This window comes from Pokkaliibacter sp. MBI-7 (assembly GCF_029846635.1).
Classification (GTDB): Bacteria; Pseudomonadota; Gammaproteobacteria; order Pseudomonadales; family Balneatricaceae; genus Pokkaliibacter.
Genome location: NZ_JARVTG010000001.1, coordinates 1,334,887 through 1,348,449, shown reverse-complemented (window position 1 = coordinate 1,348,449; position 13,563 = coordinate 1,334,887). Strand labels below are relative to the sequence as shown.

At 58.0% G+C, this 13,563-nt stretch carries 11 protein-coding genes; 6 read left to right on the top strand and 5 right to left on the bottom strand.

Annotated elements, in window-relative coordinates:
• Positions 1-16: 16 nt before the first annotated feature.
• The gene (locus tag QCD60_RS06045; RefSeq protein ID WP_279783343.1) at positions 17-802 is read left to right on the top strand and encodes a class I SAM-dependent methyltransferase; all 786 of its coding nucleotides are present in this window, start codon (positions 17-19) and stop codon (positions 800-802) included.
• 310 nt (positions 803-1,112) lie between these two features.
• Positions 1,113-1,592 carry a hypothetical protein gene (locus QCD60_RS06040; protein ID WP_279783341.1) on the top strand — a complete coding sequence of 160 codons (480 nt, stop codon included), beginning with the start codon at positions 1,113-1,115 and terminating at the stop codon, positions 1,590-1,592.
• A gap of 66 nt (positions 1,593-1,658) precedes the next feature.
• Here the strand turns inward: QCD60_RS06040 and rlmJ are convergent, their stop codons facing one another.
• The 4 genes from rlmJ to QCD60_RS06020 all read right to left on the bottom strand — a co-directional run bounded on the left by rlmJ (position 1,659) and on the right by QCD60_RS06020 (position 6,512).
• Positions 1,659-2,492 (bottom strand): 23S rRNA (adenine(2030)-N(6))-methyltransferase RlmJ, encoded by an 834-nt coding sequence (rlmJ, locus tag QCD60_RS06035; protein WP_279783339.1) that lies wholly within the window; start codon positions 2,490-2,492, stop codon positions 1,659-1,661.
• Between the two features lie 65 nt (positions 2,493-2,557).
• Positions 2,558-4,585 carry a transglutaminaseTgpA domain-containing protein gene (locus QCD60_RS06030; protein ID WP_279783337.1) on the bottom strand — a complete coding sequence of 676 codons (2,028 nt, stop codon included), beginning with the start codon at positions 4,583-4,585 and terminating at the stop codon, positions 2,558-2,560.
• Positions 4,582-5,574 (bottom strand): DUF58 domain-containing protein, encoded by a 993-nt coding sequence (locus QCD60_RS06025; RefSeq protein ID WP_279783334.1) that lies wholly within the window; start codon positions 5,572-5,574, stop codon positions 4,582-4,584. Before QCD60_RS06025 ends, QCD60_RS06030 begins: the two co-directional genes overlap by 4 nt.
• Positions 5,574-6,512: a MoxR family ATPase gene (locus QCD60_RS06020; RefSeq protein ID WP_279783332.1), complete on the bottom strand. Its 939-nt coding sequence runs from the start codon at positions 6,510-6,512 to the stop codon at positions 5,574-5,576. The genes QCD60_RS06025 and QCD60_RS06020 overlap by 1 nt, the downstream gene beginning before the upstream one ends.
• A gap of 504 nt (positions 6,513-7,016) precedes the next feature.
• Here QCD60_RS06020 and hemB point away from each other — a divergent pair.
• From hemB to QCD60_RS06005, 3 genes are all read left to right on the top strand, one after another.
• A complete protein-coding gene (hemB, locus tag QCD60_RS06015) occupies positions 7,017-8,027 on the top strand; it encodes a porphobilinogen synthase (RefSeq protein WP_279783330.1) in 1,011 nt (336 codons plus the stop codon).
• A 65-nt stretch (positions 8,028-8,092) separates the two neighbouring features.
• Positions 8,093-10,306, top strand: a complete 2,214-nt coding sequence (ppk1, locus tag QCD60_RS06010) for a polyphosphate kinase 1 (RefSeq protein WP_279783327.1) — start codon at positions 8,093-8,095, stop codon at positions 10,304-10,306.
• Positions 10,307-10,483: 177 nt separating this feature from the next.
• Positions 10,484-10,984: a CreA family protein gene (locus QCD60_RS06005; RefSeq protein ID WP_347950099.1), complete on the top strand. Its 501-nt coding sequence runs from the start codon at positions 10,484-10,486 to the stop codon at positions 10,982-10,984.
• A gap of 83 nt (positions 10,985-11,067) precedes the next feature.
• Here QCD60_RS06005 and ppx read toward each other — a convergent pair whose 3' ends face one another.
• On the bottom strand, positions 11,068-12,591 hold the full coding sequence (gene ppx / locus QCD60_RS06000; protein ID WP_279783324.1) for an exopolyphosphatase: 1,524 nt from the start codon (positions 12,589-12,591) through the stop codon (positions 11,068-11,070).
• Positions 12,592-12,830: 239 nt separating this feature from the next.
• Here ppx and trxA point away from each other — a divergent pair, with 239 nt between their 5' ends.
• A complete protein-coding gene (gene trxA / locus QCD60_RS05995; protein ID WP_104152171.1) occupies positions 12,831-13,154 on the top strand; it encodes a thioredoxin TrxA in 324 nt (107 codons plus the stop codon).
• Positions 13,155-13,563 lie beyond the last annotated feature (409 nt).

The window sequence follows — 13,563 nt, the reverse complement described above, 5'->3', positions numbered from 1 at the left end:
CGTGGAGGGATGGAGAGTGAGCTCAGTACATGATGCGGCACAGAGTGGTTACAGTCAGGCCTCGGCGACCTATCGCCGCGGTCGCCCGGAATATCCTGCAGAAGTTGACAGCTGGCTGACCGCTACCTTGGGGCTGGGGCCTTCCGCCACGGTGGTGGATCTTGGTGCAGGCACCGGCAAGTTTACCCGGCGGCTGGTCGCCACTGGGGCAGAGGTGATAGCGGTGGAGCCGGTGGCTGCCATGCGCGCCGAGCTGCAACAGGCCCTGCCGCAGGTAAAGGCGCTGGAAGGCAATGCCGCAGCTATCCCCTTGCCCGATGCCAGTGTCGATGTGCTGGTCTGTGCCCAGTCCTTTCACTGGTTTGCCACTGAGGCGACGCTTGCAGAAGTGGCCAGGGTTCTCAAACCCGGCGGTCGTTTTGCGCTGATCTGGAATGTCCGTGATGAGCGGGTGGACTGGGTAGCGGCCATCACCGAGATCATCACTCCGTACGAAGGCGATGCCCCCCGATTCTACAAAGGCGACTGGCGCCAGCCACTGCAGTCGGCCCTGTTTCAGCAGACGTTCACGCCGCTGCAGCAGCAACTGTGGCCCCATGCCCATATTGGCAGCAGTGAAGAGGTCATTATCGCCCGCAGCCTGTCGGTCAGCTTTATCGCCGCCCTCCCTCAGGCAGAGCAGGACAAGGTGGAAGCCGACCTGCGAGCGCTGATTGCCCGCTATCCCCAACTGCGTGACCAGCATGAGCTGGCCTTTCCCTATAACACCGAAGCGTACTGGTGCCAGAAGGTCGGCAATTAACTGAGATTATTTTCAGTAAGGCTGACAGCGGTGCGATTCGCGGCGCTTATCGCCCCCGGCCTGAGGTCTGGTGCAGGGGCTGTGAGGAACGAACCGCACCATAGCCAGGAACGTTGTTTTTTCGTTAGATTGCGGCCTTTTTAAACCTGCCAGAGTGTTTTCCATGGATGGACGTAATGCTGCAGTTATTGTGCTGTTGCCGTTGGTAATGACGCCCGTGATGGCATGGTCAGATTGCTCTTGCCTATGGCTTTCACCTGATCTGATGGGCGTCACAAGACCACCAGTACATTTCGCCTCAGGTATCACTGTGTCCAACTGTGAGCAGTATCTGCAGGCTAAACGCACATCGACGCTGGCTGAGGACGTCAATAATATCAGGCAGTCTGCTAACTACCTGACCTGCGACACCTTGGCCTTGCTGCAACACGCGAAGGTCAGCTTGCCTGTCGCGGGGCAGGATTATGGCAAGGCGCTGGCAGAACAGCTGGATCTGCGCAGTTTTCCCTCATCACTGGCGCAGTTGCCGGACGATGACCGTTATACCCTGAGTCGTCTGGATAGCGCCGCACTGCAGCTAAGCAATACCGCCGTACGTTATGGCACGGCTGAGCTGAATTTCAGTTTGCAGCTGATGGCACTGGCAGATGTGGATGGCGATGGCATCGATGACTGGGTTGTCTGGATGAGTGATGAAGCTAAAGAGGGGAACTATGCCGATTACGAGGTACTGCTGATCCACGACCCTCAGCCCGGAAAGGTGATGACGGCGGCGTTGCCGAGTCACTGATGGCAGCAACACAAACGGAGCCTCATTGGGCTCCGTTTGTGTTTGTGCGCGAATAGCAGGCGGCAGTTACTCCGGCACCAGCCAGTCGATGGTGCAATTGGCTTCTGCTCCGCCCAGATGGCGGGCGAGCCAGTCCCCGGCGGGCTGAATACGCTGTTCGATCTGCCACGGCGGGTTGATCATCACCAGACCCGAGCCGGTAAACTCGCCATCGGTGGGGCGCTTCATATTGAGTTCGGCGCGCAGGATGCGACGGATGCCGCTCAGCTCCAGACGGCGGTAGAACTGCTGTACTTCGACACGACTCTTGATCGGATACCAGAGGGTGTAGATGCCGGTAGGCCAGCGCTGATAGGCATTCTTCAGGCCATCCAGCAGCTGGCGGAACTCATCGACCTTCTCGAAAGGCGGGTCGATCAACACCAGCCCGCGCTTTTCCTTGGGCGGCAGGCAGGCAGTCAGGCTCTGGTAGGCATCCTCATTGCGGATGCTGACCTTACGTTGACGGTGGAACAGGTCGCGCAGGGTTTCGACATCAGCAGGGTGCAGTTCATTACAGATCAGTGAGTCATCTTCCCGTCGCAGCAGGTTGGCCAGCCAGGGTGAGCCGGGATAGTAGCGCAGGCTGTTGCCCTCGTTGTCGTCCGCAATCAGCTGGCGGTATTGCTGCAGCAGCTCGGGCAGATCCGTAGCCTGCCACAGGCTGGCGATACCCTTGTCGGCTTCGGCGGTTTTGCGGGCCTCTTCGGCCTGCAGATCGTAACGGCCAATACCGGCATGGGTGTCCAGATAGCAGAACGGTTTGGCTTTTTGCTTGAGGGCATCAAACAGGGCAACCAGCACCGCATGTTTCCATACGTCCGCAAAATTGCCTGCATGATAGATATGGCGGTAGTTCAACGGCGCATCTCAACTGACAGAACGGGAAAGCGGCCATTCTACCACAGCCGGATTCACCCGCATGGTTACGATCTGCCTGTCGGGACCGGGCGCTGGCGCAACAGGCGTATGAGGGTACGATAGGCCCGGCGCAGTCTGGCCGCAGGCACCTGCTGGCCGGGCTGGTAGAGCCGTTGTTGCAGCAGTGCGAAAAAGCCATCTATGGCGAGTTGCTGAGCGGGATAGGCCTCCATCAGCATCTGGGCCAGATGCTGTGGTGTCATACTCATGCTGGCTGTCAGCCCCCGCTGCGCCATGCGTGCACACAGTTGTTCCAGCAGCTGTACTTCCAGTGCTTTGGGCTGGCGCCGCCAGACACCGCTGATGGTGGCGAAGGCGGTAAACAGGCCGAGCAAACCGGCCAGCGGCCAGAGCCAGTGACGCCAGTCGCTGCTGAAGAAGCCCTGCAGTTGCTGCCACAGCTGGAATTGCTGGTTGCTGCCGTAGTTGACCACCGCCCGTTGCCAGGCGTACTGCCAGGCATCCATCTGCTGTCTGGCCAGCTGCAGCCAGGGCAGGGCATGCAGAGTACGGCGCAGCAGGGGCGCGCCTTCCATATCGGCCAGCTGATCGGTGCTGCGTTCGATACGATCCGGTGCCACCATGGCCGTCGGATCGAGCCGCTGCCAGCCTTTGTCACTCACCCAGGCTTCGGCCCAGGCATGAGCTTCTGCCTGACGGACGCTGAGAAAGTTGCCGCGACCATTCCATTCCCCGCCCTGATAGCCGACGACCAGCCGGGTCGGAATGCCAGCAGCGCGCAACAGATATACCAGACTGCCGGCGAAGTGAGCGCAGAAGCCTCGCTGTCCATCGAACATGAAGTCATCAATGCTATTGAGCCCGCTGTAGGTCGGCGGCGTCAGGGTGTAGGTGAACGGCTGCTGACGGTAGAGTGCCATGGCAGCCTGCAGTAACAGTGCGTCGTCGTTGTAACGGTGCCGCAGCTGCTCGGCCAGCGCGCGGGTGCGGGGGTTGCCCATGGCGGGCAGTTGCAGGCTTTGTCGTTTCAGCCAGTCAGGCAGCTGGCGGTCACGCGGGCTGTCAGGGTAGCTGCGCAGCCGCAGTCCGAGGGTGTCGTCCAGACGCTTGCTGGCCTGCAGGGTATCGTCATAGCTGACCGTGGCCTGGCCCTGCAGTATTTCTGCCGGCGCCAGGGCAAACAGCCAGCGCTGGCCACTGGGCTGCATGATGAGTGAATAGCTGACTGCCTGACCGGGGTCGGCATCGGCCAGCGTGCGCAGTTGTGTCTGTGCCAGCTGCTGTTGCTGACTCGGGCCGGGAAAGGGCGCGGGCACCCAGGCGCTGCCGTCGTAGCGGTTCAGTACCAGACCACGCCAGTACAACTGACGCTGGGCAGGGGGAGCTCCATCAAAACTGACCTGAAAGGCCAGTTCGTTGGACTGCGCCAGACTGGCCAGCTCACCGGGTGCCACGCGATCGCTGATGCCCGTCAGACCCTGACCACTTTGCAGGGGCATGGTCCACAGCGGCGGCAGGCGTGGAAATACCAGATACAGCACCACCATCAGTGGCAGACTCTGGGCCATCAGCACGGCTGCTTTGCTGAAGCAGGGCTGCCATGGGGACCGTCGCGCCAGTGGCGGCTGATGCAAATGCAGCAGAGTGGCCAGGAGAATCCACAGGCAGAAAATGACATAGCAGCTGGCCCACAGCGACTGGTCAAACAGAAAACTGCAGGCCAGCACAAAGCTGCCTGCGAAGATCACCACCAGACCATCACGGCGTGAGCCTACCTCCAGGGTTTTCAGGGCAAAGCCACTGGCCAGCAGGGCGACGACCCCTTCAATGGTTCGTAACGACAGATGGGTGAAATAGAACACGGCGATGCAGGCGCCGATCAGCAGCAGCTTGACCGGCAGTGGCGGCATCTGCCAGGCATGGCGCGGGCGTGACAGGCGCCAGCCGGCACAGCTCAGCAGAATTCCCAGCAGCCACAACGGCAGATGGGGAGCGAGGCTCAGCATCACCGCCAGTTGCATCAGGCTGAGGCTATACAGCTGCGGGCGTTGCAGCAGTCCACCGCTGTTCATCGGGGTTCCTCCAGTCCGTACAGGGCCAGCGCTTTTAAACAGGTTGCCTGATGGGCTGTGCCGTGCCGCGGCGCAAATTGCTGATTGGGCAGGCGCAGCCCGTAAGACTGGTGAAGCTGTTCCATCCGCAGGATTTCACTGCACAGTTGTGACAATCGGGCTTCGCTGCCGGGGCCGGGCATAGCCTGCCAGTCCAGCCAGTCATGCTGGCGCAGACTCTGGCTGAAGGTGCGGCTGTAGAGGCGGCCGCTGCGAGCGTAGGCTGGCCAGTGGATGCGGCGCAGACTGTCGCCAGCCTGATAGCTGCGCAAACCATGGAAATCCTGACCGCCGGCACTGAGTGGCTGGCTGTCGCTGTGTTCGCTTTCACTGTCACTGCTGAGGGCGGGCGGCACCGCCAGCGGAGCCGGGTAGACCAGTGCCTGCCAGTCGAAGATCAGGTAGGTCCAGGCTCGAATCAAGCCGCCGGGATAGGTGGTCTGCAGGGTGAGCCGTGGTGGACGCAGCCAGCCGCGTTGGGCTGCCGGGTAGGGCAGATCGACGCTCTGGCTGGCATGGTTGAGCAAATCGACACTGATCGCCGGTCCACCGGGCCAGGATAGCACCAGTACACAGCCACTCTGCTTCGCTTCCCGCTGCAGATGCAGACGGAACAGCGCCGTTTCCCCGGCAAAGCAGGGCTGGCCGGGCAAGGTATGTACCTGCAAACCATGCAGCCCACGGTAGGTGTGCAAGGTCAGGAGCAGCATGATGGTCGCCAGCCAGAAGCACAGACCATAGATCAGCGCATTCTGGAAGTTGATCGCCAGCAATAGCAGCAGCACCAGCAGCGCGATAAAACCCAGCCCGCTGCGGCTGGGCAGAATGAAGATGCGGCGCTGATCGAGCCGCACGCGGTCATGGCTGGCCAGCCGCTGACGGCTCCAGTCCTGCCAGTAGCGGCGCCAGCTGAGGAGCAGGGTCGGTGGATTCTGCAGCCAGGAGCGCATCAGGCGACCACCTGTACCTGTTGCAGGCATAGGTGGGCCAGATGGGCACCGGGCTGATCCCCCGTGCCGTGCAGACGATGTCCGGCCACCGCGATGAATACCGCCTGCACGTCATCGGGCAGTACATAGTCGCGTCCGCTCAGCAGTGCCCAGCTACGGCTGGCCCGCAACAGTGCCTGAGCCGCGCGGGGTGACAGGCCCAGTTCAATCTGTTCATGCTGGCGGGTGTGGCTGACCAGACGCAGGACGTAGTCCAGCAGTCCTTCACTGACAATCACGTGCTGGACATCCTGTTGCAGACGCTGCAAATGTTCGGCTGTCAGTGCGGCCTGCAGGCTGTGCAGCGCTTCGCGGCCAGAGTCTCCACGCAGCAGACGCCGTTCTGCCGCCGGATCGGGATAACCCAGTGACAGGCGCATCAGAAAGCGATCCAGCTGAGACTCGGGCAGGGGGTAGGTGCCGGCATGGTGCTGGGGGTTCTGGGTGGCGATAACGAAGAAGGGCTGTGGCAGTGGCCAGCTTTCGCCTTCGATGCTGACCTGATATTCCTCCATGGCCTCCAGCAGCGCACTCTGTGCCTTGGGCGTCGCCCGGTTGAGCTCATCGGCCAGGACCACCTGACTGAAGATGGGGCCGGGATGAAAGCGAAAATGCTGTTGCTCAGGGTGATAGACCGAGGCGCCCAATATGTCGGCAGGAAGCAGATCGCTGGTGAACTGGATACGGCGATAACTGAGCCCGAATACCTTGGCCAGGGCATGAGAGAGGGTGGTCTTGCCCATCCCCGGCAAGTCTTCCAGTAGCAGATGGCCATTCGCCAGCAGGCAGGTAGCGGCCAGCTTGAGTGTCATCTCCTTGCCAAGAATGATCTGATTCAACGCCGGCAGTATGGTGTCACGCAGGGTGGCGACGGGGACAGAAGAAGAGGCTACGGTCATGGTGCTCTCAGTAGTCGGCATATAAGAACGCTGTCACGATCAGCTTGTTTCGCCTTGTCTGACTCTGGCTTGGGCAATCGTGAACACGTTCAGGGACTGGTCTTGTTTCTTTTATAGAGGCGGACTCTGTGGCCGATCAACCCTCTTTGCGTATATCCGTTGTGCTGTGGCGTATTAGTCCTGCTAATTCGCGCCAATATGTTTCTTGTCATAGGGAAGCACCGGGCAAGGGTCTACAATTCGGCATCACTTTACGGCAATGATCTGGAACCGGCAGGCACGGCAAGCTGACTGCGCTATGTGAACAGTGGCGGTTAATGGGTGGCTTGGCGCTGTTGTGACCAGTCGCCAGCCGCAATGACGGTATTCACCCGGTTTCATGACCCGTGGCGAGGATGAACTATCCTTGCAACTGGCGGCCTCAGGCGTATTCTTGCCGGGCCATGTCATGCTGCTGTCATAATTTTGTCAAAGAATAGAGCCCGTGCGTGTAGGAGGCCTCAAGTGCGTTTTAATTCCAGCCAGCGTTTTTATCCGGAAACCCGTATGCGCCGTAATCGAGCGGATGATTTTTCCCGCCGACTGGTGCGCGAGAACGTGCTGACTACCAACGATCTGATCTACCCGGTATTTATCCTTGATGGTGACAACCAGCGTGAGCCGGTGGCCTCCATGCCCGGCGTTGAACGGATGAGTATCGATCTGCTGGTGCGTGAAGCCAAAGAACTGGTCAGTCTGGGTGTTCCGGCCATGGCACTGTTTCCGGTCACCCCTGCTCATCTGAAAAGCGAGCTGGCCGAAGAGTCCTACAACCCTGACGGGCTGGCTCAGCGTGCCACCCGCGCCATCAAGGACGCCTGCCCTGAGCTGGGCATCATTACTGATGTGGCGCTGGACCCGTTCACCACCCATGGTCTGGACGGCATCATCGACGCCAGCGGCTATGTTCTGAATGACCGTACCGTCGATACGCTGATTCGTCAGGCGCTGTCCCATGCCGAAGCAGGTGCTGACATCGTGGCACCTTCCGACATGATGGACGGACGTATCGGCGGTATCCGTGATGAGCTGGAAGAAAACGGCCACATCAACACCCGCATCATGGCCTATTCCGCCAAGTATGCCTCAGCCTACTACGGCCCCTTCCGCGATGCAGTGGGCTCGGCTGCCAACCTCGGCAAAGGCAACAAATTTACCTTCCAGATGGACCCTGCCAACTCCGACGAAGCGCTGCATGAAGTGGCACTGGATCTGGCGGAAGGCGCTGACATGGTGATGGTCAAACCCGGCATGCCCTATCTGGATATCGTGCGCCGCGTGAAGGATGAGTTTGGTGTGCCCACCTTTGTCTATCAGGTGTCCGGCGAGTACGCCATGCACATGGCCGCCGGTCAGAATGGCTGGATCGACGCTGATGCTTGCCTGATGGAAGCGCTGGTAGGGATGAAGCGAGCAGGCGCGGATGGCATCCTGACCTACTTTGCCAAGCGCGCGGCGCAGCTGATTAACAACTGACGCAGAAAGCCTGGCTACGGGAGGCCGGGCTGCTGTCAACGATAAGAGTTTAAGTGAGGAGCGCTATGAACACGGTCGCACAGGAAATGGTAGCGGAGCAGGTGCCCGCGGCAGTTGAAGAGCCTACTGCTGAACTGGAAACCCAGCCTGCAGTTGAGCCGGAAAACGACACCGTGGTGGAGGAAGTGGTTGAAGAGCCGGTGCCCAGCATTGATCTGTCTTCACCCGAGCTGTATATCAACCGCCACCTCAGCCATCTGCACTTCAACATTCGTGTGCTGGAGCAGGCTCTGGACGAGCGCTACCCGCTGCTTGAGCGTTTGCAGTTCCTGCTGATCTTCTCCAGCAACCTGGATGAGTTCTTTGAAATCAAGGTAGCTGAGCTGCAGCGTCAGGTACGCTTTGGCCGTGAAAAGGTCGGCCCCGACGGCCTGCAGCCACACGAAGTCCTGCGTCGCATTCGTGAAATGTGCCATGAGCAGACCAAGCGTCAGTATGAAATCCTCAATGACACGCTGATCCCGCAGTTGCAGACGGAAAATATTCGTTTTCTGCGCCGCCGTGAATGGACCAAGGCGCAGCGTGAATGGATCCGCGAATATTTCTTCAATACGCTGATGCCGGTCATGACGCCCATCGGGCTGGATCCGGCGCACCCCTTCCCACGTCTGGTCAACAAGAGCCTGAACTTTATCGTAGCACTGGAAGGGAAGGATGCTTTCGGTCGTGATTCAGGCATGGCCATTATTCCTGCTCCGCGCTCCATGCCGCGCCTGATTCGTCTGCCCGATGAACTCTGTCGTGGTGGTGACAATCTGGTGTTCCTGTCATCGGTGATTCACGCCTTTGCTGACGAGCTGTTCCCCGGCATGGAAGTGCTGGGTTGCTATCAGTTCCGTCTGACCCGTAACGCGGACCTCGATTTTGACTCGGAAGAAGTCGACGATCTGGCCCGTGCCCTGAAAGGGGAGTTGCAGCATCGCCAGTTTGGTCAGGCGGTACGTCTGGAAGTGGCGGATAATTGCCCTGAAGACATGATTGCTTTCCTGCTTAAAGAGTTTGGTCTGGGTGAAACCGAGCTGTACAAGGTCAATGGCCCGGTCAACCTGACCCGTATGGGTGCGGTACGTGAGCTGGTGAACCGTTCTGAGCTGAGCTACGCCTCATTCTCACCCGGTCTGCCCAAGCGTCTGCGTGATCGCAAATCCATGTTTGAGACCCTGCGCCAGCGTGACCTGCTGCTGCAGCATCCCTTTGAGTCCTTTACTCCTGTAGTTGATCTGCTGCGTGAAGCCGCCCGTGATCCCAAGGTGCTGGCAGTCAAGCAGACCCTGTACCGCACAGGGAATAATTCGGAAATCGTCGCGGCGCTGATTGAAGCAGCACGTAACGGTAAGGAAGTGACCGCTGTTATCGAGATCCGTGCCCGCTTCGATGAGGAGAACAACCTCAAGCTCGCCAGCCTGTTGCAGGAAGCCGGTGTGGTTGTGGTGTATGGCGTGGTGGGCTACAAGACGCACGCCAAGATCATGATGATTGTCCGTCAGGAAGATAACGAGCTGCGCCGTTATGTGCATCTTGGCACCGGTAACTATCACCAGGGCACCGCCCGTGTGTACACCGACTACAGTCTGCTGACGGCCGATCAGGAAGTCGGTGAAGATGTGCACAAAATCTTCCAGCAGCTGACCGGCATGGGCAAAATTCTGCGTCTGAGCAAGGTGCTGAACGCACCGTTCTCGCTGCATCCCAAGATGGTGGAGTTCATTCTGCGGGAAATGCGCCATGCACAAGCCGGCAAAGATGCGCATATCATCATCAAGGTCAACTCCATGACCGAGCCGCGTTTGATTCGTACCCTCTATCGTGCTTCGCAGGCCGGGGTGAAAATCGATCTGATCGTGCGTGGTATGTGCTCATTGCGCCCTGGTGTGCCTGGGGTGTCAGAGAATATCCGAGTGCGTTCTATCATCGGTCGCTTCCTCGAGCACAGCCGGGTGTGCTACTTCCTCAATGACGGCGCGTCGGAAATCTATGCTGCCAGTGCAGACTGGATGGAGCGCAATATGCTCTACCGTGTGGAAACCTGTTTCCCCATGGAGCCATTGCGTGTTGCTCCGCGTGTGAAGAAAGACCTGGACCTGTATCTGGAAGACAATACTCAGGCATGGGAGCTGCAACAGGATGGTTCCTATGTGAGAGTGCAGATGCAGGAAGGCGAAGAACCCATTTCCGCCCAGCAGATCCTGCTGGAACGTCTGGCTGCCGCTGCTAACTGATTATTGCTGCCAGTCTTTTACCTAAGTAAGCCGGTGCCTCAGGGCACCGGCTTTTTTATGCCTGTTGATGCCGGCGATGTGTGGCGTGTGTGATAAGGTCGGTGGCTGTTATGCCGTCTGTGCTGGCGTATCGTGCCGCATGCAGACGACCAGAAGGTCTTGGAAGGGAGAGTTCAGGTGAAATCATGGCAACTGTCGACGGTCATGCTGACAGCCGTAATGGCGCTGGGAGGCTGCTCGGATAAGAACGAGGTGGGCGATGTCAGCCTCGGGCTGTTCACGACCAAGGACATCAAGCTGGAAATGCTGTCTGATCCCAAAATCGAAGGTGTGACCTGCTATATCAGCCACATCAAGGCCGATCTGGATCTGGCTGATCCATCGGATATGTCCATCGCCTGTCGTCAGACCGGGCCGATCACGCTGCAGATGCTACAGGGCATCGATCGTTCAAAGAGTGGTGAGGTGATTTTCTCGACATCGAAAAGTGTGCTGTTCAAAAGTCTGAAGGTGCGGCGCATCTATGATGAGACTAACCGGACACTGCTCTATGTCAGCTATTCCACCAAGGAAAGCAATGGCAGCCCCAAGCACTCGCTGTCGGCCGTTCCCTTGTGGGGCAACCCGGTGTGGGAACAGCTTGAGCAACAGAAACGCGAAGCTCAGAGCAAAAACTGATTCAGTCTGACGGGCTGATAAAGGGAAGGTGGTGACGTTCGCACATGCGAGCATCACCATTCAGAGGAGCGAGGCGTCGCGCTTCAGGCGATCTCCAGCACCATACCTGCGTCACGCCAGTAGCTGGCTTCTTCGGTCAGTTCGTCACGGGTAAGCGGGCGGCTGTCTAACCAGCCTACCGGGAAGGACACGGTTACCTTGTTGCCATCGACACTGAGCGTGAACGCAGGCTGACGCTGTTTGTTGCGATTACGATGCAGCAGCACTGACAGCCGCAGCAGCAGACAGAGTTTGAAGCAGGCCTCACGGTAGTTGCCCGGTAGCGACTCGAATACGCTCTTGCTGATCTTGCGGCGATGGCAGCGCACCAGACTGGCCAGCGCCATTTGTTCCTGTTTGGTAAAGCCCGCCAGATCGGCATTTTCCAGAATATAGGCACCATGCTTGTGGAAGTTGGAGTGGGCAATGGCCAGTCCCATCTCGTGGACCCGGGCGGCCCAGCTCAGCAGACTGTGGAACTCTTCTTCGTCCAGCAGCTTCCAGTGTTGTTTCACCTGTGCCAGCGCGATCAGGGCTGAGTTTTCCACGCGTGCTGCCTGACGGCGGTCCACATGATAGCGGCGCATCTGCACATCAACGGTCTGCTCACGGATATCCTCATGGTGCATACGGCCGAGCATGTCATACAGCAGGCCTTCACGCAGGGCGCCATCAGACTTGCGCATCACTGTAATATCGAGGCTGAAGAAGGTGGCCCACAGTATGGCCAGACCTGCCGGCAGCAAATGCTGGCGGTCAGGTTTGAGACCTTCGAACTTCAGCTCGCTGATATGCTTGCAGGTCATCACCTTTTTGCGCAGCTTTTGCAGTGCCTCGGGGGTAATGCCCTCGGTGGTCCAGCCTTGCGCAACAGAGATGGCTTCAATGGATTTGATGGTGCCGGAGGAGCCAATCACGCTGTTCCAGCCAACCCGACGGAACTGGTTGCGGATGGTCATCAGCTCACGCTGAGCAGCTGACACGGCACGACGGAAGGCTTTGTCGGAAATGACGCCATCGGCGAAAAAGCGCTGGTTATAGGAAACACAGCCCATATGCAGGCTTTCAAGATGCATCGGTTCAAAATGTTCACCGATGATGAACTCGGTCGAGCCGCCACCAATGTCGATGACCAGACGACGGCCTTTGTCATCGGCCAGCGCATGGGCTGCGCCGAGATAAATCAGGCGTGCTTCCTCACGACCGGCAATGACTTCGATGGGGTGCTGCATGACTTCTTCAGCACGCAGGATGAATTCTTCACGGTTGCGGGCTGCACGCAGGGCATTGGTGCCAACAATCTTGACCGCCGTCTTGGGCATACCAGCAATGCGCTGGGCAAAGCGTGTCATGCACTCCAGACCACGTTGTATGGCCTCTTCTGACAGGTGGTCCTGATCATCCAGGCCAGCAGCAAGCTGCACCTTTTCACCCATCTTGTCGACGATCTGGATGTCATCCTGCACCAGGCGGGCCAATACCATGTGAAAACTGTTGGAGCCTAGATCGATTGCGGCGACGAGAGGTGAATCAGTGGTGTCTTGAGAAAAAAGCGTATCAACTACCATCGTTTCCCTTGAAATAGCTTGGGCAGGCCATATTTAAGGAGTCACTGATTGTAGAGGCATGAGAACTGCTGCCTTTCAGACAGGCTCCTGAATGAGTCGTAGAGTAGCAGAATAGCCTTTAAACCCAAGCAAAAATTATCTTCTGGTCGTCCCATATCATGCTTTTGACCTCTTTGTTGTCGATGCTAAGATGTTGACCAGTCGCCTTTGCTAAGTCCATCCATCTGGAGACAAGATTCATGAGCGAGATTGTTAACGTTTCTGATGCATCCTTCGAAGAAGAAGTGCTGAAGGCCGCTGGTCCTGTGCTGGTTGACTACTGGGCTGAGTGGTGCGGACCCTGCAAAATGATCGCTCCTGTACTGGCAGAAGTGGCCAAGGAGTACGGTGACCGCCTGAAAGTGTGCAAACTGAACATTGATGAAAACCCCGATACCGCGCCCAAGTTCGGTATTCGTGGCATTCCTACTCTGATGATTTTCAAGGATGGCAACGTCGAAGCTACCAAAGTTGGCGCACTGTCCAAGTCCCAGCTGAGCGCTTTCCTTGACGCTAACCTGTAATAGCTCAAGTGTTACAAGGGTTCTGTCTGCGCAGAACCCTTGTTCTTTGTGATGTAGCCCGGATTCCCTGCCATATATCAACATCGGGCAGAAATTAGCGCGGAAATAAGCGCTCATTGAATAGACAGCCTGTTATTTTTTACCTATTATCGCTCAACCAGTCTGGACATCAGTCGTCGATATGTTCCTTTACTCGGCACCAGTACTGATCTCCGTTACTAGCTACACATACTTATCGAGAAACTCGTTCTTTTAACCTCGCCTTGGTTTCTCCGGCGTCTTCTCAGTCATCTAAGACTTTGCTTTTCACCAGTCATTTGACCACGATCTCGTTTCCGGAAGGCCTAAGCTACTCGTTATTCGTAGGCTGCATGGCGATCCCGTCCGTTATTTAACTGCGACCATTCGC

Bases quoted from the DNA above. Each gene is read 5' to 3' on its own strand.
- trxA (WP_104152171.1), top strand. From the start codon at position 12,831: ATGAGCGAGATTGTTAACGTTTCTGATGCATCCTTCGAAGAAGAAGTG.
- QCD60_RS06025 (WP_279783334.1), bottom strand. From the start codon at position 5,574: ATGCGCTCCTGGCTGCAGAATCCACCGACCCTGCTCCTCAGCTGGCGC.
- QCD60_RS06020 (WP_279783332.1), bottom strand. From the start codon at position 6,512: ATGACCGTAGCCTCTTCTTCTGTCCCCGTCGCCACCCTGCGTGACACC.
- ppk1 (WP_279783327.1), top strand. From the start codon at position 8,093: ATGAACACGGTCGCACAGGAAATGGTAGCGGAGCAGGTGCCCGCGGCA.
- QCD60_RS06030 (WP_279783337.1), bottom strand. From the start codon at position 4,585: ATGAACAGCGGTGGACTGCTGCAACGCCCGCAGCTGTATAGCCTCAGC.
- ppx (WP_279783324.1), bottom strand. From the start codon at position 12,591: ATGGTAGTTGATACGCTTTTTTCTCAAGACACCACTGATTCACCTCTC.